Origin of the sequence: Bifidobacterium saimiriisciurei (assembly GCF_010667655.1) — a bacterium.
Classification (GTDB): Bacteria; Actinomycetota; Actinomycetes; order Actinomycetales; family Bifidobacteriaceae; genus Galliscardovia; species Galliscardovia saimiriisciurei.
In genome coordinates, this window is record NZ_WHZU01000009.1 from 57,311 (window position 1) to 76,534 (window position 19,224).

15 protein-coding genes and 1 pseudogene are annotated in these 19,224 nt (G+C 64.8%); 8 read left to right on the plus strand and 8 right to left on the minus strand.

Annotated features, from left to right (window positions below; translation table 11 throughout):
* The first annotated feature begins 39 nt into the window (after positions 1-39).
* The 4 genes from nadA (at position 40) to GFD18_RS06670 (ending at position 5,100) form a co-directional block, all read left to right on the plus strand.
* Entirely contained in the window at positions 40-1,308 is a 1,269-nt protein-coding gene (gene nadA, locus GFD18_RS06655; protein WP_163199571.1) for a quinolinate synthase NadA, read from the plus strand.
* 63 nt (positions 1,309-1,371) lie between these two features.
* Positions 1,372-3,012, plus strand: coding sequence for an L-aspartate oxidase (gene nadB / locus GFD18_RS06660; protein WP_318644412.1), 1,641 nt, complete (start codon positions 1,372-1,374; stop codon positions 3,010-3,012).
* Between the two features lie 26 nt (positions 3,013-3,038).
* Positions 3,039-3,923 (plus strand): carboxylating nicotinate-nucleotide diphosphorylase, encoded by an 885-nt coding sequence (gene nadC / locus GFD18_RS06665; RefSeq protein WP_163199573.1) that lies wholly within the window; start codon positions 3,039-3,041, stop codon positions 3,921-3,923.
* Positions 3,916-5,100: a cysteine desulfurase family protein gene (locus tag GFD18_RS06670; RefSeq protein WP_163199575.1), complete on the plus strand. Its 1,185-nt coding sequence runs from the start codon at positions 3,916-3,918 to the stop codon at positions 5,098-5,100. Before nadC ends, GFD18_RS06670 begins: the two co-directional genes overlap by 8 nt.
* A gap of 122 nt (positions 5,101-5,222) precedes the next feature.
* Here the strand turns inward: GFD18_RS06670 and GFD18_RS06675 are convergent, their stop codons facing one another.
* The gene (locus GFD18_RS06675) at positions 5,223-6,740 is read right to left on the minus strand and encodes a hypothetical protein (RefSeq protein ID WP_100509820.1); all 1,518 of its coding nucleotides are present in this window, start codon (positions 6,738-6,740) and stop codon (positions 5,223-5,225) included.
* A 360-nt stretch (positions 6,741-7,100) separates the two neighbouring features.
* Between GFD18_RS06675 and GFD18_RS06680 the strand changes: the two genes are divergently transcribed.
* The 3 genes from GFD18_RS06680 to GFD18_RS06690 all read left to right on the plus strand — a co-directional run bounded on the left by GFD18_RS06680 (position 7,101) and on the right by GFD18_RS06690 (position 9,208).
* The gene (locus GFD18_RS06680) at positions 7,101-7,502 is read left to right on the plus strand and encodes a GntR family transcriptional regulator (RefSeq protein ID WP_100509819.1); all 402 of its coding nucleotides are present in this window, start codon (positions 7,101-7,103) and stop codon (positions 7,500-7,502) included.
* A 90-nt stretch (positions 7,503-7,592) separates the two neighbouring features.
* Positions 7,593-8,498: an ABC transporter ATP-binding protein gene (locus GFD18_RS06685; protein ID WP_100509818.1), complete on the plus strand. Its 906-nt coding sequence runs from the start codon at positions 7,593-7,595 to the stop codon at positions 8,496-8,498.
* A complete protein-coding gene (locus GFD18_RS06690; protein ID WP_100509817.1) occupies positions 8,495-9,208 on the plus strand; it encodes an ABC-2 transporter permease in 714 nt (237 codons plus the stop codon). The genes GFD18_RS06685 and GFD18_RS06690 overlap by 4 nt, the downstream gene beginning before the upstream one ends.
* 97 nt (positions 9,209-9,305) lie before the next feature.
* Here the strand turns inward: GFD18_RS06690 and GFD18_RS06695 are convergent, their stop codons facing one another.
* From GFD18_RS06695 to thiM, 7 genes and pseudogenes are all read right to left on the minus strand, one after another.
* Positions 9,306-10,880 carry a glycoside hydrolase family 32 protein gene (locus GFD18_RS06695; protein WP_163199577.1) on the minus strand — a complete coding sequence of 525 codons (1,575 nt, stop codon included), beginning with the start codon at positions 10,878-10,880 and terminating at the stop codon, positions 9,306-9,308.
* A gap of 102 nt (positions 10,881-10,982) precedes the next feature.
* Positions 10,983-12,329 carry an MFS transporter gene (locus GFD18_RS06700; RefSeq protein ID WP_163199579.1) on the minus strand — a complete coding sequence of 449 codons (1,347 nt, stop codon included), beginning with the start codon at positions 12,327-12,329 and terminating at the stop codon, positions 10,983-10,985.
* 355 nt (positions 12,330-12,684) lie between these two features.
* On the minus strand, positions 12,685-14,199 hold the full coding sequence (locus GFD18_RS06705; RefSeq protein ID WP_163199581.1) for a glycoside hydrolase family 32 protein: 1,515 nt from the start codon (positions 14,197-14,199) through the stop codon (positions 12,685-12,687).
* An 87-nt stretch (positions 14,200-14,286) separates the two neighbouring features.
* Entirely contained in the window at positions 14,287-15,327 is a 1,041-nt protein-coding gene (locus tag GFD18_RS06710; protein WP_163199583.1) for a LacI family DNA-binding transcriptional regulator, read from the minus strand.
* 36 nt (positions 15,328-15,363) lie between these two features.
* A complete protein-coding gene (locus tag GFD18_RS11105) occupies positions 15,364-15,705 on the minus strand; it encodes an MTH1187 family thiamine-binding protein (RefSeq protein WP_318644451.1) in 342 nt (113 codons plus the stop codon).
* A 75-nt stretch (positions 15,706-15,780) separates the two neighbouring features.
* Positions 15,781-16,596, minus strand: a pseudogene (locus tag GFD18_RS11110) (thiamine phosphate synthase); the annotation flags it as partial.
* A complete protein-coding gene (thiM, locus tag GFD18_RS06720) occupies positions 16,538-17,413 on the minus strand; it encodes a hydroxyethylthiazole kinase (RefSeq protein ID WP_163199587.1) in 876 nt (291 codons plus the stop codon). The pseudogene GFD18_RS11110 and the gene thiM, both read right to left, overlap by 59 nt.
* Before the next feature lie 284 nt (positions 17,414-17,697).
* On the opposite strand from thiM, the gene GFD18_RS06725 reads away from it, so the two are divergent.
* Positions 17,698-19,173, plus strand: coding sequence for a glycine--tRNA ligase (locus tag GFD18_RS06725; RefSeq protein ID WP_100509812.1), 1,476 nt, complete (start codon positions 17,698-17,700; stop codon positions 19,171-19,173).
* Positions 19,174-19,224: the final 51 nt, after the last annotated feature.

The following is a 19,224-nucleotide window of genomic DNA, read 5'->3' on the forward strand; positions in this document are numbered from 1 at the left end:
GTCGTGCGACGGATACGGACATCAGAGAAGGACACTGCCATGAGCGTGGCTTCAGTAAACGACATCATCGAACGGCTCGGCGCCACCGGCACCTGCGACGCGGGCCTGACCAAGGATCCATGGGCGTTCGACGCCACCCGGCCGACCTACGGCCCCGGCGCGTCGGCGCTGGACATGATTCCGAGGAACGCCCCGCGCCAGCAGTCTCTGCCGGTCGAATACCGCGACGCCTCCGACGACGAGCTGCAGGAGCGCATCCGCGACGCGAAGGCGCGTCTCGGCTCCAAGCTGCTCATCCTCGGCCACTTCTATCAGCGCGACGAGATCATCGTGCACGCCGACTACGTGGGCGACTCCTTCCAGCTCGCCAAGAACGCCACGCAATGCCCCGACGCCGAGCACATCGTGTTCTGCGGCGTGCACTTCATGGCCGAAACCGCCGACATCCTCTCCACTCCCGAACAGAGCGTTACCCTGCCGAACCTCTCCGCCGGATGCTCCATGGCCGACATGGCCGACATCGACCAGGTCGAGGACTGCTGGCAGCAGCTCGGCGAGATCTGCGGCACCAGACCGGACGCCGACGGGCTGCAGCAGATCATCCCCGTGACCTACATGAACTCCTCCGCCTCGCTCAAGGCATTCTGCGGACGCAACGGCGGCATCGTATGCACGTCTTCCAACGCGCACGCCGTACTCGAATGGGCGTTCGCGCGAGGCAAGCGCGTGCTGTTCTTCCCCGACCAGCACCTCGGCCGTAACACCGCCCGTGCCATGGGCATCCCGCTGAGCCAAATGCCGTTGTGGGACCCGTACAAACCGCAGGGCGGCGCCAGCGACCCCGCCGACTACGCCAAGGCGAAGATGATTCTGTGGAAGGGCTTCTGCTCCGTGCACCAGCGTTTCACCGTCGACCAGATCGAACGCGCCCGCCGCGCATATCCCGGCGTGAAGGTGATCGTACACCCCGAATGCTCCATGCAGGTCGTCGACGCCGCCGACGGCACCGGATCGACCGCCTATATCGTCAAGGAGATCGCCAACGCGCCCGCCGGCTCCGTCATCGCCGTGGGCACCGAGATCAACCTCGTCAACAGGCTCGCCGCGCAGTACCCCGACAAGACCGTCTTCTGCCTCGATCCGGTCGTCTGCCCCTGCTCCACCATGTACCGCATCCACCCGGCATATCTCGCATGGGCCCTGGAAAGCATCGAGCGAGGCGACATCGTCAACCGCATCACCGTGGACGACGACACCGCCCGCGAGGCCAAGGTGGCGCTCGAGCGCATGCTGCGCGTTCACCCGTGAGCCGTTTCCGGCTCCCCCAATGAGGGGAGTCGTCCGCGTAAGTGGACTGAGGGGAGAAAAACCGTGAATCCTGAACACAACATCGTCGTCATCGGCGCCGGCGTCGCCGGACTGTCCGCGGCGCTCGCCGTGGCATCCGCCGGCCATGACGTCACACTGGTCACCAAGGCCGAACTCGTGGAATCCAACACCTACCATGCGCAAGGAGGTATCGCCGCCGCCATCTTCGCCGACGACGACCCGAAGCTCCACGCGCAGGACACCATGGCCGCCGGCCATGGCCTGTGCGAGCCGAAGGCCGTGGAGATCCTCACCCGTGAGGGTGTGGACCGCGTACGTGAATTCGCCGCGGCCGGCGTGCGTTTCGACCGGGACGCCGAAGGCCATATGCTGCGGGGGCTCGAAGCCGCCCACTGCCGTGCCCGCGTGGTGCATGCCGGGGGAGACGCCACCGGCAGGGTGCTCGAACTCGACGTGGCCGCCATGGTCCGCACCAACCCGCGCATCCATATCATCGAGCACGCCTTCCTCGAAGACCTCGTTCTCCGTGACGGCGTCATCGCCGGAGTGCGGCTGCTGACGAAGTCGGGAAGCGACGTGCTTGCCGCCGACCGTGTCATCCTCGCCACCGGCGGCGCCGGCCGCATGTACCCGTACACCACCAACCCGCAGGTCGCCACAGCCGACGGTCTCGCCGCCGCCCTGCGCGCCGGCGCCGAAACCGCCGACCTCGAGTTCTACCAGTTCCACCCCACCGCGATGGCCGTCGGCGAGCACTTCCTCGTCTCCGAAGCCGTGCGCGGCGAAGGCGCGGTCCTGCTCGACGAACACGGCGAACGGTACATGACCCGCATCGACCCACGGGCCGAACTCGCCCCGCGCGACGTGGTCGCCCGCGAGAACTTCCGTGTGATGCAGCGGCAGAACGGCCGTCCCGTCATGCTCGACGTATCCCCGATGGCACGCGAACACCCCGACCTGGCCGCGTTCCTCTCTCGCCGTTTCCCGACCATCGACGCCTACACCAGGTCCCTGGGCTTCGACTGGAGCCGCGAACCCATCCCCGTCGCACCGGCCGCCCACTACTACATGGGCGGCATCCGAACGGACCTCAACGGCCGCGCGAGCATTCCCGGCCTGTATGCGGCGGGGGAGTGCGCCCGCACCGGCGTCATGGGATCGAACCGCCTGGCCTCCAACTCACTGCTCGAAGGCCTCGTGTTCGGCAGACGCGCCGGTCTTGCCGCCGTCGCCGACGGGCGGGACTCCATATGGCATCCCGTACCGTTCGCGAACTCCGCCACTGGCAAGCCATCCGGCGAACAGCCGGTGACGCTTGCCGTTCCCGCAACCGACGACCGGACCGATCCATCCGACGCATGGGATCGCGGCCATATCGAGGCTGCGATGTGGCATGGCGTCGGCGTGCTGCGCGACGCCGACGGCCTCCGGACGGCGGTGCGCCGGCTGGGCGAGGGGCTGGCCCTCGCCAATGCCGACGCCGGCCCGGATCACGGCGTCGATTCGTCGTATGACGAACAGACGCATCGTCTCGAAAACCGCAACATGCTCACCGTCGGCTACGTGGCCGCCAACGCGGCGCTCGCCCGAACCGAATCCCGCGGCGCCCACGCCAGGACCGACTGTTCCGAACCGCGCGACGAATGGGCGCACTCCGTCGCCTACCGCATGCCCCTGCAGTGAATCCACCTCCTCCAAAAGGAACCGCATTGCTTACCGAACATCTCATCCATACGGTCGTCGAGGCAGCTCTGGCCGAAGACGCACCCTACGGCGACATCACCTGTGCGGCCACCATCCCGGCCGATGAGACCGGCGAGGTCTCGCTCGTCGCCCGCGAACCCGGCGTCATAAGCGGCATCGACGTCTTCAAGGCCGTCTTCACCACACAAAACCTCATCATCGAAGTCAATCCGTCCATCCACGACGGACAACGGTTCTCCGCAAGGCAGACACTCGCCACGGTCGGCGGCCCCATCCGAGACATCCTCACCGCCGAACGCGTGGCCCTGAACCTCACCCAGCGCATGAGCGGCATCGCCACCATGACCGCCGACTTCGTCAGGGAGGCGGCGCGCGGCAACTCACTGCCCGACGCCACACACCCTCGCGGATTCGAACGCACGCGCATCGTCGACACCCGCAAGACCACGCCGCTGCTGCGCGCCTTCGAAAAATACGCCGTCACCTGCGGCGGCGGCCACAACCACCGGTTCGGTCTCTCCGACGCCGTCATGCTCAAGGACAACCACCTCGCCGCGCTCGCCGCCCGAGGCCTCGACCTGGCCGACGCCATCCGACACGTGCGCGAACAGGTCGGCCACACCACGCATATCGAAGTGGAGGTCGATCGTCTCGACCAGATTCCAGGCGCTCTCGACGGCGGCGCCGACACCATCATGCTCGACAATTTCACCCTGGGCGACACGCGCCAGGGCGTCGAACTCATCGACGGCCGTGCGCTCGTGGAAGCCAGCGGCAACATGACGCTCGACCGCGTGGCCGCGGTCGCCGCCACCGGCGTGGACATCATCTCCGTCGGCGCGCTCACCCACAGCGTCCGCAGCATCGACCTCGGACTCGACTATGACTGACGCCACGCTCTATCTCGACGCCGCCGCCACCGAACCGGTGTCGGGCAACGTCATCGACGCCATGCTGCCGTTCATGACCGACGCCTACGCGAACCCCGCCAGCGTGCATCAGGACGGCAAGACCGCCGCCCGTGCGCTCGACGCCGCCCGCCGTTCGTTCGCCGGCGACCTCGGCGCCCATGCCGACGACGTCATCTTCACCTCCGGCGGCACCGAATCCGACAATCTCGCCATCAAGGGCATCGCGTTGGCGGCCATGCGACGACTGCCGCAGGGCGTGCGCCCGTGCATCGTCGTCTCAGCGGTGGAGCACCCAGCCGTCGCCGAATCCGCACGGTGGATGGCGCGGTTCTTCGATGCCGACGTGTTTACGGTTCCCGTCGACGGGCGGGGGCGCATACGGCTCGACGCCTTGGAGGGGGCACTCGTCGCCGGTGATGGTGCGGGTTCGCGGCCCGTGCTCGTGTCGGTCATGCTCGCCAACAACGAGGTCGGCGCCATCCAGCCGGTCGAGGATGTCGTACGCATCGCGCATCGACATCATGTGCCCGTGCATGTGGACGCCGTACAGGCCGCCGGCCAGGTTCCGATTCATATGCGCGACTGGGATGTGGACGCGCTCAGCGTCTCCGGTCACAAGTTCGGCACGCCCAAGGGTCTCGGCGCGCTACTGGTGCGCGGCCGCGTGCCCATAGAACCGCTGCTCAGCGGTGGAGGCCAGGAGCGTGGTCTGCGTTCCGGCACGCAGAACGTGGCCGGAGCGGTCGGGCTCGCCATTGCCTTGGATGAATCCATCACGTTCATGCGCGAGCATCATGCCGAACTCGTCGCATCGCGCGATCGGCTCATCCGCGGCGTACTGGAAGCCATACCTCAGGCGCGACTGACCGGCGACCCGGAGCATCGTCTTCCCGGCCACGCGTCGTTCATCTTTCCCGGCGTCACCGGCGAGGCGCTGCTCGTCGATCTCGACGCCCGTGGCATCGAATGCTCCTCCGGCTCGGCCTGTGCCATCGGCCGCCACGAGATTCCATCCACGCTGCTGGCCATGGGGTTAGAGCCCGCCGTGGCCAAGTCCGCCTTGCGACTCACCTTCCGTCGTCCGCTTGCCGATGCCGACATCGCGCGCATCATCGACGCCCTACGTGCCTCCTGCGAGTCTCTTGGTCTGCACTGACTTTCAGGGGGTCGTGCATGTCGATGTCTGGCTGGCATGTGAACGAAAAAGAGGACCGGCTCCGTCGATTTACGGAACCGGTCCTCTTTTTCGGTGAATTATGCCGAAAGCGGTTCGAATGCTCAGGCGCGCTTGCGCAGCATCAGAGCGGCGCCCGCACCCAGCAGGGTGAGCATGGCGACGATGCCGCCGGTGACGTCGGCGCCCGTCTTGGCGAGACCGCTGGCCTTGGCGGTGCCGTTGGTTGCGGTGTTCGTGCCGTTGGTGGTCGCTGCGGGCTTCTTGGTGGTGTCGCCGGACGGCTTCGCGGCGGGGTTGTCCTTGCCGCTGTTCGGCGTGGTGCCGCTGTTGTTGCCGTTCGGCAGTACGACCTTGTCAAGCGTGGTGAACACGTATTTGATGGTCGCGCCAGAATCGCGGCCGGTGTAGATCACGACCTTCGTGTCGTAGTCATCGGAGAAGGTCACCTTCTTGCCGTTCTTGTATGTGGTGGCATGGTAGCCTCCCTGGTCCTTGCCGTTGGCTCCGGTGTAGTGGAACAGCGCGTCGCCGTCCTGCGCGGAGTAGCCGGGCACCGAGTTCTTCAGGCCGTTGAGGTCGGCGAGTTTCGTGTATATGGTGGTCTTCGGGGACCATCCGTCGAAGCCCTTGCTGCTGTCGGCTTGGGTGTTGAAGTACCAGTACGAGGCCTCGAGGTAGGCGCGTTCCTTGGCGCTGAACCCGGCCAGCGGATCGACGGGCTTGGGGTCTTCCTTCTTCGGGTTGACGGTGATGGTCAGCGTGGCGGAGACGCCTTCGGCCGCGGTGCTCTTCTTGCCGGTCAGGCTGACTGTGGCGGTGCCGGCCTTCAGCGCCTTGATGCGGATGTCGGTGGCCGGGCTGGCGCCCATGTCGACGAATCCGATGTACTTGTCGGCCTGCGTGAGACCCCATTCGAAGTCGGCTTTGTTCGAGTTCTTGAGCTTGGCGCTCAGTCCGAGCTCGTCGTCGACGGTCAGCGTGGTCTTGTTGTCAGCGAACGCCTCGCCGTCCTTGCCGACGATGCTCGCCGACTTGGTCGGCTGCGGATCGGGCTGGGAGGGCGTGGTGCTGGTCAGATGGATGGTGCCGACCTTGTCGCCGCCGAGAATCGTCAGGTATGCGCCGGCGGGGGAGAGGTCCACCTTTTCGGACTCGACGGCGGTGTTGGCGTTGTATCCCTTGATGGAGAGGGAGAAGTGACTGTACTGGCCGCTGGAGTGGAAGATGCCGTCACTGGTCGCGGAACCGGAGTACATGCCGACCTGTATGGTCTTCTGCTGGTCGCCGGTGGCCGTGTATGTCACGTTGTATTCGCCGGGCTTGACGCCGACGTACTTGGTTTCGACGGTGTGGTCGTCCTTCGTGGTCGTGCCGTTGTTCAGCACGGCGGTCGGGACGTCCTTCTCGCTGTTGACGGCGACGATGCCGAGGGCGCTGGTCTTCATGAGGTCGTTATGCGCCGGCAGTCCCGACAGATTGAAATCGTAGGTCGTCGTATTCTCGGCGGCGGATGCGGCGGCGGTGCCGGTGAATCCGGCCATGCCGATGGTCAATGCCGCGGCGAGCAGGCCGGCGGCCGCACGGCCGAGCCGGCGTTTCTTCGTCTCCATGATTGTCATGGGTGAACTTCCTTGTCTCTAAATCGGCCCCTCCGTGATTGTCGGGGAGGGGCGTCATGCGGCCTCATTCGTCACAGCATCACCAAACAAAACCCCACAACACCTTCGAGTCTAGTGGGACTATGGGGGTGATGTAAGAGGTAGGGGAAACTACGTAATTATGCCGATTAAGAGTTCCCCCATATCAACTTTTCAGGGGGTCTTATAGAGGGTATGTGAATCGGGTACGGAAGCGCCCGTGCCGGAAAGTGTCCGACAACTGTTATGTCGCTGTGTTGCACAGTTGGCAAAACTGTTATACTGTTCTACATGACAGCACAACAGTACTGGTGCTGCCATGAACAAGGAAAGGGGCAAGGAATGAGGCTGATCATCTCTTCCGTGTCCGGCGAACCCATCTACGAGCAGATCAAGACGCAGATCCGCTCGGCGGTGCTCTCCGGCGAACTCGAGGCGGGCGAGGCGTTGCCCTCGCTGCGCAAGCTCGCCAAGGAGCTACGCGTCTCCGTGCTCACCATCACCAGGGCGTACAGCGAACTGGCCGATGAGGGAGTGGTGAGGAACATCCAGGGCAAGGGCACCTTCGTCATGCCGAAAGGCAACGACGTGATGAAGGCGCAATTGGCCCGACGGGTGCGCAAAGGTCTCGGCGACGTCGTCGCGGCGGCGAAGGCGGCGGGGATCCCGCCCGCCGAACTGCACGCCATACTCGACGAGACCTATGCCACGCAGGACGCCGCCGGCGACCGTGACGGCCGCTGATGGGGTGGCCCGAAAAACATGGACACATGGCCTTGGGTACGTAGCCCCGACGGGCCCGTATCCACATCATGAACCGTAAAGGAGAAAGCCATGGTGCTTGACGCACTCTCCGGCAGCACGCCGTTCGCGCTCAGCGTGAACGGCGTATCCAAGCAATACGATTCCGGATTCCGGCTCGACGACATCACCTTCGACCTGCCGGCCGGATACATCATGGGACTCATCGGACCCAACGGCGCGGGAAAATCCACGCTCATCAAACTCATCCTCAACATGGTCCGGCGCGACGCCGGCGGCATCGAGGTGCTCGGCCTCGACAACATCGCCGACGAGGAGCGGGTCAAGGAGCAGCTAGGCGTCGTCTTCGACTCCGGCTACTTCGTCGAGGTATGGACCGTCAACAAGGTCGAACAGGCCATGCGCGGCCTCTACGCCACATGGAACCACCGCCGGTTCGAACAGTATTGCAAACGATTCGGCCTCGACCGCCGAAAGAAGGTCAAGGAACTCTCGCGTGGCATGCTTATGAAGCTCATGCTTGCCGTGGCCTTGAGCCATGATGCGCGTCTGCTCATCCTCGACGAACCCACCAGTGGCCTGGACGTGCTTTCGCGCGACGAACTCATGGACATCCTCCACGAATACATCGAGGACGGCGAACATACCGTGCTGTTCAGCACGCACATCACCTCCGACCTGGAAAGCGCCGCCGACTTCATCACCTACATCACCCACGGCCGGCTCTACTTCACCGGCCCCAAGGACGAGTTCCTCGACGCGTTCCGCGTGGTCAAAGGAGGCCTCGCCGACCTCGACGAAACGCTACGGGCCAAGGCCGTCGGCATCCACCGGTACGAGACCGGATTCGACGCCCTCCTGCGCGTGGAGGACGTGAAGGCGCTCGCCGGAGACCGGCGGCCGCAGCTGCTCGTCGAACCGGCAGGCATCGACGACATCATCCGACTGACCAACGTGAGGAAAGGAAACGCACGATGAACGCGGTAGTGAAATCCATGCGCGTCGACTGGGCGCGCATCACCAGCGGAGGATGGGGTATGATCGCCGGCTACATGCTGATGAGCCCGGCGATGATGGCACTGTTCGGCATCCTGTTCGGCGGCGACGATTCGGCCGGCGCCATCGCCTGGCTGTACCAATACATCAGCGGCATGAACCTGCTGATGTTCGTCAGCTTCGTCACCTTCCCCGCCGTCTACCAGGACACCGGCAACAACGCCGACATGAACGGCCTGATGCCGGTCTCACGTCGCAACCAGGTGATCGGACGCTACGTGTATCTGCTGCTGTTCGGCATCATGCTCGTCGTGGAGAACACCGTGATGTATCCCCTCGGCTTCGCCGCCGCGGGAGCGTTGGGCACCATGGGCGCGATGCCATGGAGGACGATTGCCATCCAAGGGCTCGTCTACGCGCTATGCTCCGCGTTGGTACTCGTATGCTCCTACCGGTTCAAAGGGCAGACGCTCATGTACGTCGTGGTCTTCGGCGGATCCGCACTGCTGATCCTCGGATTCGTGGTGACGATGCGGTTCGAGGACCAGGTCCGCGCGGTGGCCGAATGGCTGGGTGGACACGTGTTCTCGTCGATGGGGCTTACGGTCGCACTCGGCGTGGTCGTCGCCGTCATCGCGCTTGCGGTCTCGTATCTCGCGTCCGTGCGCATTTACGAACGCAGGGAGATGTGACCGGCGACCGATAGACGGCGGAAATAGAATCGGCCTTCGTAAAACAGTATCCGAAGGCCGATTCCTCGTTTATGGGCGGGGTCTCTCCCGCGCCTGCCTACTCCAGTCCGATGGACTTGAGATGGTGGGTGGTCAGCGACGCGACCTTGAGGTCGCCGGATTCGGCGGCGAGCCTCACGGCGCGCGGTCCCTCGGCCGCGTAGCTGTAGGAGCTCATCGCCTGATGGCCGTCGTTCACGTAGACCTCCACGGATCCGCGGTCGACGAACACGCGCAGCTTCAGCTCGCCGGCCTCGAGCTCGGCCGGGTCGAGCGGGGCCATGCGGTAGCCGCGGTCGCCGTACTTGTTGGCCTGACGGTCCACGACCACGCCGCCGATCTGGTCGTCGTAGGCCACGTACGTGTAGGAGCCGTCCTCGGTGGCATGAACCTTGATTCCCGTGCGTTCGGCCGTGGAGTTCTTCAGGTCGATGGTCAGCTCGATCTCCAGCGCCTCGGCGTCGTCGGCCACCGTGAACTCGGTGCCGGAGGCGACCTCGACCGCGCCGAACTCCTTGGTGTCCTCGCGCAGGCCCTCGACCTCGGCGGCCGGAACCGTGTGCACGTCACCGTCATCGCCGAGGAACACCTCGCGCGGCAGCGTCAGCTGACCGCACCAGCCGTCCTCCTGCATCGGAACAGGGGCGACGAACGGGCTGAGCCAGCCGTACATGATCTGACGGCCGTCGGTGTTGCTCGCGGTGTCGCCGGGCGTGGTGTTGAACGACTGCGGCGCGTAGAAGTTGTGGCCGCAATCCCACAGACGGAAGTCGGTTTCGGGGATGAACGCGCCTCCCGGCTCCCATGTGCCGATCATGTATCCGGCGTTGTTGACGTTGCGGTTCATGAAACCGCTCGGCTTCGAGCCCATGGCGGAGAAGCCGATGACCCACTTCTCGTTGCCGTCCTTGTCGGTGACGGGGAAGAAGTCGGGGCATTCGAGCATGAACACGTCCGGATCGGGATGCTCGAACAGCACGGTCTTGAACGTCCACTCGACCATGTCGTCGGAGGTGTAGAGCCACATCTGGCCGCGCTGCTCGGCGGAGGAGACGCCGAACGTCATGTACCACACGCCGTTCGTCTTCCACACCTTCGGGTCGCGGAAGTGCCAGTGCACCTTGTCTCGCGGGCAGTCGACGACCATGTCCTTCTTTTCGAAGGAGTTCAGCGTGTCGTCGGTCGGTTCGGCGAGCATCTGCACCTGCCATTCGCCGCCGGAGCCGTCGATGCCGTTGGCCCAGCGGTGACCGGTGTAGTAGAACCTCGGCTTGCCGTCGTCACCGATCACGGCGGAACCGGAGAACACGCCGTTCTTCTCCTCTTCGAGGCTCGGCGCGAAGGCGATGGGCTCACGACGCCATGTGATCATGTCGTCGGAGGAGACGTGGCCCCAGTGCATCGGGCCCCACTGGGTGCCGTAGGGGTGCAGCTGGTAGTAGACGTGCCAGCGGCCGTTGTAGTAGCACAGTCCGTTCGGGTCGTTGATCCATCCGCCGTTGGAGGCGATGTGGAACTTCGGATACCAGCGGTCGTTGCGTTCGTCGGCCATCCTGGCCACGCCGGCCTCGGCCTTGGCGAGCTCCTCGGCATGGTCCTTGATGGGGGAGTAGACGGGCTTGAAATCACTCATCGTTGAATGGTCCTTTCCTTGGGTTGTGGGTTGGATTTGGGATGACGATTATGCCGAGGCTCCCCTCGCCGGGACGAGGGGAGCAGGATACGGCTTGCGGGATCAGGCCTTGGCCTCGGAAGCCTTGGCGGCCTCTATCTCGCGCAGCTGCCTGTCGGTGTAGAACGGGTCGCCGCCGACCTCCTGGTCGTCGCGCTTGATGACGAAGAAGCCGTAGATCAGCGCGCACAGCACGATGGCGGAGATGACCCAGAAGGTCACGCGGGAGCCCATGTCGTTGTTCGGCAGGATCTGGGCCATCTTGTCGTGGAAGGCGCCCAGCGGCGTGGAGAAGATGACCTGGCCGACCTGCGAGGCGATCTGGAAGCCCACCATGTACAGCGTGGCGGAGAGCTTGGTGTCGAAATGCAGGGTGAAGTAGCGGAACGCCGGCAGGCAGAACAGCGGCACCTCGATGGAGTGGAACAGCTTGACGATGGAGACGGTGATCGGGTCGTGGAACACGCCGCACAGGCCGATGCGCAGGAACATCACGGTGGCGCCGAGCAGCAGGGCGTTGCGCACGCCGACCTTCTTCATGATGATCGGCACGACGCCCATCATGGCGGACTCGAGGAACACCTGGAAGCCGTTGAGCGTGCCGTAGGTGGCGTTGCCGATGGCCTCGGTGGGGAACAGGTTGGCGTAGTAGGTCGGGAACATCTGCTGGTCGAACACGGTGTAGAAGGTGTTGGTCAGCAGCATGAAGACGATGAGCACCCACAGGGTCGGCATCTTGAGTACACCTACCATCTCCTTGAAGGAGGGGTTGGTGGGTTCGGCGTTCGGATCGGATTCCTTCTTCAGCTCGGCCTTCTGCTCGCTCGGCACCCAGAAGGCGTAGACGAGCAGCATGCACACGCCGAACGCGGAGCCGACCCAGAAGTTGAGCAGCGGGTTGATGTTGAACAGGAAGCCGGCGCACAGGGCGACGATGGCGTAGCCGAAGGAGCCCCAGGCACGGGACTGGCCGTATTCGAAGCCGAACTTACGCGAGTAGCGTTCGGTGACCGCCTCGAACAGCGAGCAGCCCGACATGAATCCGGCGGAGAGCACGACGGCGCCGATGAACGCGCCGATGTAGCGCGTGGTGCCGCCGGCGAGGATCATCGGCGCGTAGACGAACTGCACGAACGGGCCGACGAGCGCGGCGACCAGGGCCACGAAGACCACGAGCTTGCGCTTGATGCCGAGCTGGTCCTGGATGGTGCCGTAGATGAACATGATGACCAGCGTGGCCAGCGAGTTGATGGAGTAGATGGTGCCGACCTCGGCGTTGGTCAGCCCCACGCCGGAGATGAGCCAGCGCTGGAAGAACGACCACCAGATGCCCCAGGAGCAGAAGAACAGAAAGATGCCGAAGGAGCTCTGCAGATACGAGGGGTTCTGCCAGACCTTTTTGCTTGCCATAATCGTTTCCTTTTCTCTCAGTGTTTCCGAAAGCCGCGGCTTTGCGGTTGTGGATCACTCGTGACCCGACATCGAGGCCAGTGCGTTGTGCGAGATTGTGTCTGCGGCGACCGAATCGCCTCGTTGCCGTGGTCTTGTTAATGATATTAATACGTCAATCGTTTTAAGTCAAACGATTGACGTCACTTTTTCCAACGAATCTTGTCGAAGGGAGGATTGTCGGGAAGCGGTGTCGGTCATGGGTGTTTTCGTCGAAGCGGGCGCTTCGGGACCGACCCGTGTTCACACGGCGACGCTGTCGCGCGAACACGGGTCTGCAGGGATGAATCGTCTACCAGTATAGACGATGCGAATCCTACAATCCGATGGGGGAGAGGTGATGCACGCGCAGCGTCGGAATCTCCAGCGTTCCCGACTCCGCACTCAGTTCGATGGCGCGCGGACCCTCCGAGGGGAAGCTGTAGGAGCTCATGGCCTGTTCGCCGTCGTTGATGAACACCTCGATGCTGGCGCGGTCGACGAACACGCGCAGTTTCAGCGTGTTGCTGGTGAACGGCGCCGCACGGTAGCCGCGGTCGCCGCGGGCGTTGGCATGCCGGTCGATGAGGATGCGATGCGTCTGCGCGTCGTAGAAGACGGAGGAATGCGCGTTGTCCTTGGTCGAATGCACCTTGAGGCCGCCGAATTCCGCAGTGGACTCGTTGATGTCGATCTCCATCTCTATCTCGACGGCATCGCAGTCGGCCATGACGGTCGTCGTCTCGTTCGCGTCCAGATGCACGGCGCCGAAGTCGATGGTGTCCGTACGCAGCCTCGTCAGTTCCCGAGCCGGATTGATGCGGATGCATCCGTAGGAGTCCAGCGAGATCTCGCGGGGGATGGAAAGCTGGCCGCACCAGCCGTCCCCCTGATTCGGCCTCGCGGGAGTGAACGGGCTCATCCAACCGTATTGCAGCGTGCGACCGTCGTCGGCGCGGACGGTCTGCGGAGCGTAGAAGTTGTGGCCCCAATCCCACATGCGGAACTCGGTGCGCGGCGCGAACTCCTCGCCGGGCGCCCACGAGCCGATGACGTAGCTTGCGGTGTGGGGGTTGCGGTTGGCGAATCCGTTCGGGCGCTCGCCCAGAGCGGAGAAGCTCAGGACCCAGTGCTCGTTGCCCTCCTTGTCGCTCAGCGGGAAGAAGTCCAGCGACTCGAGCATGAACACGCCGGGGTTCGGGTGGCGGTACAGGATGCTGTGGAAATGCCAGATGAGCATATCCTCCGAAACATAGAGCAGCACCTGGCCTCGACGGTTCTTCGTGCTCATGCCGAAGACCATGTACCACAGGCCGTCCTGCTTCCACACCTTCGGGTCGCGGAAGTGGTTGAACCCGTCCACGTTGTCGATCACCATGCCGATCTTCTCGAAATGGACGCCGTCGTCGGAGACCGCGGCGCACTGCACCTCGAAGTTGCCGCCGGAGGGGTCCACGCCGTTGGCCCAGCGGTGGCCGGTGTAGAACAGCCACAGCCGCCCGTCGTCGCCGACGACCGCCGATCCGGAGTAGATGCCGTCCCTGTCGGCCTCGAGGCTCGGGGCGAGCGCGATGGGCTCGCGACGCCATGTGACCAGGTCCTCGCTGGAGACATGGCCGCAGTGCATGGTGCCCCATTGGGTGTCGAAGGGGTTGAGCTGGTAGAACACGTGCCAGCGTCCCCTGAAGAAGCAGAATCCGTTCGGACTGTTGATCCATCCGCCGTCGGAGGCGATGTGGAACCGCGGATACCAGCGGTCGTTGCGCGACCTCGCCAGATCGGCGACGCCGGCCTGCGCCCTGTCCAGTGCCGAAGCGTGGGAAACGAACTCGTTGTTGATGCTGTTCGTCATTGAAAGCCTTTCCTTTTCCTACGTCAAACGATTATAGGGGAAAGGGGTCCGGCGGCGCGTCATCGCGTCCCCGGACCCGTCGGGAGCTCAGACGACGGATTCCTTGCGGATGAGCGTGCAGCGGATCCTCGCGTCGTGGTCGTCCAGCGACGGCAGCGGCGACGTGGTATGCGGCAGGTCGATCCGGGGAGTCCTCCGCTCGATCAGAGAGACCAGCTTCAGCGTGGCCCAGTATCCCATCTCGTAATGCGGCAGGTCCATGGTGGTCAGCCGCGGTGCGAGCGTCTCGGCGAAGATGCGATGGTTGTCCACGCCGACGACGCTGATGTCGCGGCCGACGGTCAGGCCGCGTCTCGCCGCCGACTCGTATACGTACCATGCGCGAGCGTCGTTGAAGCAGAAGAATCCGTCGGGATGACGGGCGTCGAACAGGTCCCCGACGACGTCGAGCGCGGGCTGGTTGAACGTCGTGCCCACCTCGAGGCCCGCATCCGTCTCCAGTCCGGCCTCGCGCAGGGCGCGGCGGTATCCCGCGCGTCGGCCGGAATCGGCCGCATATGCACGGTCCGAGGCGCCGACGTAGGCGATGTTCCGGCAGCCGGCGTCCAGCAGATGACGGGTGGCCTCGTAGCCGATGGCCTCCTCGTCGGGGATGATGCTGGGGACGCGGCCGGTGTCGTCGGTGCCGTCCAGCAGCACCGTGGGCAGCGACAGCAGGCTTTCGGGCACGGTCGTGCGTTGGTTGAACATGCGCGCATAGATGAACCCGTCGACGCCGTACTGCTTGAGCGTGCTGATCTCATGCTCCTCGAGGTCGGCCTCGCCGTTCGTGTTCACCGTCAGGATCATATAGCCCAGAGCCCGTGCCGCATCCTGCGCGCCGAGGATCAGCCGTCCGGCGTACGGCGTCGTGGCGATCTCGTCGCTGACGAATCCGAGGATGCTGGTCTTGCTCGTCCGCAGGCTTCGCGCCAGCGGATTCGGTCGATATCCGAGCTGCGTTGCGGTCTCGCGTACCTTGGCGGCGACCTGGGGCTTCACCCGGCCGGCGTCACGCTTGTTCAATACCAAGGACACCGTCGATATCGACACCCCGGTACGTTCCGCGATCTCCTTCATCGTGGTCATGGGTATTATGTTGTTCCTTTTATATGATGCTGATGCCTATCGTTCATTCAGAATCTCATCGACCAGTTCGACCTTGTGCCGCATCTGGCCGCTGAATCCGGGGCGCATGTCCAGCTGCAGGCTCACCTGCGTGCGATAGCCGTGGTCGTACAGCACGAACGCCGCGCGTTTCACCAGATCCAGCACATCATCATAGTCACCTTCGATATCGGTGCTCATGGCGTGCGTGGAGTTGTCGAGACCGGACTCCCTGATGACGCGGATCACCTCGGCCACGTATTCGCTCAGCTCCTCGCCCACGCCCGTGGGCCAGATGGTGAGCTGGGCGAGCGTGTTGACATAGCGGTTCGCCTCGTTCAGCGTCTCGCGGGTGAGCACCGCCTGCGGACGGGCGGCGTATCCATGGCGTTCGTCGCCGCGCACGGCCCGCCATGCGTCCACCAGGCTTTTGGCCGCCTTGCACGGGTCGTCGGCGCCGGCGATCGCCGAGACCACGAACCAGCCGCCCGCCTTCGTGCGGGCGAGGGGCGCGATGTCGGCGAGCTTGACGCCGCCGCCCGCCACGACGGGATATTCGCTGGTCTCGCACAGCTTCGCGATCGCGGCGATGGAATCGGCGTCGGTGTCGGCCTTCTCGATCAGCGTCGCCTCCGGTTTGGTGGACGTCGGATGCACGGCTCCGGCGCCGATGTAGTCCACGACCCCCGCGTCAAGCCGTTCGATGATGTCGAACAGCTCCGTGGTGTTGGCGGAAAGCCCGACGATGGCGTCGGGACCGAGCAGTTTGCGGCAGGACGTGGCCGGCACGTCGGTCTGACCCACATGGACGCCGTCCACCTTGATGCCGAGATCGCGTGCGGCAAGCACCGCGTCGAGACGGTCGTCGATGAGCAGCGGCACCGTCTCGCTCTTGCCGGCTTCGGCGATCGTGCGGGCGAGGTCCCGTGCCATGTCGATGATCTCGCCGGCATCGGCGTGCTTGGCGCGCAGCTGCACCATGGTCACGCCTCCCTCCAGTGCCTGGCGGACGACGTCGGTCACCGGACGGCCCTTGGTGTCGTCCGGACCAAGCACCAGATAGGCGGACAGGTCGAAGGCGTCGCGCATCGACGCGTATGGGAAGCGGATGGTCATGATGCTCCTTGCGGGAAATGAATCGTATGGATATATGGAGATATATGGGATGGGGGCATGACGGCGCGGGGCCGTCTCACGAAACGTAGATGGGAGACTGGGCGATCTCGTCGGCCGTGGTGTTCCACAGTGCATCGAGGAACGCCACCTGGAACGAGCCGGGGCCGTTCGACTCGCGCTCGGCGCTGTCCGCGGCCCTGTTGTAATGCAGCGCGGCCGCCATGGCGGCGGTCAGCGGGTCTGCGACGCATGCGTAGGTGGCGGTCACGCCGCCGAGCGAGCAGCCCGCGCCGGTGATCTTCGTCATCCATACGCTGCCGCCGGGCAGGCGGAAGTCGCGTTCGCCGTCGGTCACGAGGTCGACGGCGCCGGAGACCGACACGACCCCGCCGGTGAATCGGGCCAGTGCATGCGCCGCGTCGATGGCCTCGTCGACCTCGTCGCTGGCCTCCACGCCGGCGCGCGCCCTGGCGTCGGCGCCGTCGAGGTGCCAGATGCCGGCCAGCGCGATGGCCTCGGAGGCGTTGCAGCGGATGATGGTCGGGGGAGTCGCCGCGAATGCGCGCAGGATGTCGCCTCGAAGCTCTCCCGCACCGGCGCCCACCGGGTCGAGCACCCATGGCAGACCGTGTTCGGCGGCGTTCCGCGCCGCAGCCGGGTATTCGGTTCGGAATGGTTCGAGCAGCGTGCCCATGTTGATGTAGGTGGCCTTGGATGCACCGTGGTCCAGCGCTGCAGCCTCCTCGCCGCTGTAGTGCATGGCGGCGGTTCCGCCGACGGCGAGCTGGGCGTTGGCGACGAGATTGATGGTGACGAAGTTGGTGAGCGACTGCGCGAGCGGCGTGGTGGCCCGCACCTGCGCCACCGCCCGGGCGATCCGGGCCCGAAGGGGGTCGTTGATGTCGAGATTTCGGCTGTCGGTGCCGTGGGCGTCGTCGTATGCGGTGTTCATGGGTATGCCTCCCTACGATGGTGTTAGCCAACAGGTTCCAAGGGTCAGGCCAAGGCCTTCTCAACCGCGCGGCGGAGGCCGTCCGCCGCCTTTGCCGCGGCGGTGCGGACGGGGCCGCGCAGGTTCCCCCGACATGATGTGTTTCACAACGTATGCGTCACCGAGGACACCCCGTCCGCGCGGTCGTCGTCCGCCGTTCGGCGGCCGCGGCCTTGTGTCAGTGCTGGGCGGTAGAGTCAATGCCGACTATTCCGACATCGTTGACCATATATAGAAGGTGGATTGTGGCTGAATCGAAACTTGATGCGGTGGTGTCCCTGGCGAAGCGTCGCGGATTCGTGTTCCCCGCGGGCGAGATCTATGGCGGTACGCGTTCCGCTTGGGATTACGGCCCGCTCGGCGTCGCGCTGAAGGACAACATCAAGCGCGAGTGGTGGCGCTCCATGGTCGTCACGCGAGGCGACGTCGTGGGCGTCGACACCTCCATCATCCTGCCCTCCGAGGTGTGGGTCGCCTCAGGCCACGTCTCCGTGTTCAACGACCCGCTCGTCGAGTGCCTCAGCTGCCACAAGCGCAACCGCGCCGACAAGCTCGAGGAGAGCTATGCGGAGAAGCACGGCGACAAGCTGCCGGAGAACGGCATGGCCGACATCGTCTGCCCCAACTGCGGCACCCGCGGCAAGTGGACCGAGCCGCGAGACTTCAACATGATGCTGCGCACCCACCTCGGCCCGGTCGAGGACGAGAACAGCCTGCACTACCTGCGTCCCGAGACCGCGCAGGGCATCTTCGTCGACTTCAAGAACGTGATGACCTCCTCGCGCTCCAAGCCGCCGTTCGGCATCGCGAACATCGGCAAGAGCTTCCGCAACGAGATCACGCCCGGCAACTTCATCTTCCGCACCCGCGAGTTCGAGCAGATGGAGATGGAGTTCTTCGTCGAGCCCGGCACCGACGAGGACTGGCACCAGTACTGGATCGACGCCCGCACCCAGTGGTATCTGGACCTCGGCGTCAAGCCGGAGAACCTGCGCCACTACGAGCATCCGAAGGAGAAGCTCGCCCACTACTCCAAGCGCACCGTCGACATCGAGTACAAGTTCGGCTTCCAGGGCTCCGACTGGGGAGAGCTCGAGGGCGTGGCCAACCGCACCGACTTCGACCTGTCCGCTCATGCCAAGCATTCGGGCGAGGACCTGAGCTACTTCAACCAGGCCACCGGCGAGAAGTACGTGCCGTACGTCATCGAGCCGGCCGCCGGCCTGACCCGCTCCCTCATGTGCTTCCTCGTCGACGCCTACGATGTGGACGAGGCCCCGAACACCAAGGGCGGCGTCGACAAGCGCACCGTGCTGCGCCTCGACCCGCGTCTGGCCCCGGTCAAGGCTGCGGTGCTGCCGCTGAGCAAGAAGCCGGCGCTGCAGGAGGTCGCGCAGAACCTCGCCGCCGACCTGCGTCAGAACGAGTGGATGATCGACTACGACGAGTCCGGCGCCATCGGCCGCCGCTACCGCCGCCAGGACGAGATCGGCACCCCGCTGTGCATCACCGTCGACTTCGATACGCTCGACGACCAGGCCGTGACCATCCGCGAACGCGACACCATGAAGCAGGAGCGAGTGGCCCTCGACAAGGTGGCCGACTACGTGGCCGACCGCATCGGCGAGAAGCGCGTGCGCGTGCCGCAGAAGCCGGTGTCGATGGGCGGCGACCCGTGGCCGGAATCCGTGAAGATCAACGAGGCCGGCGGCCTGTACTGAGTCTGAGACCAATCGACGGATCGGGTCCCTCGGCCGCAGGAAATGCGACGG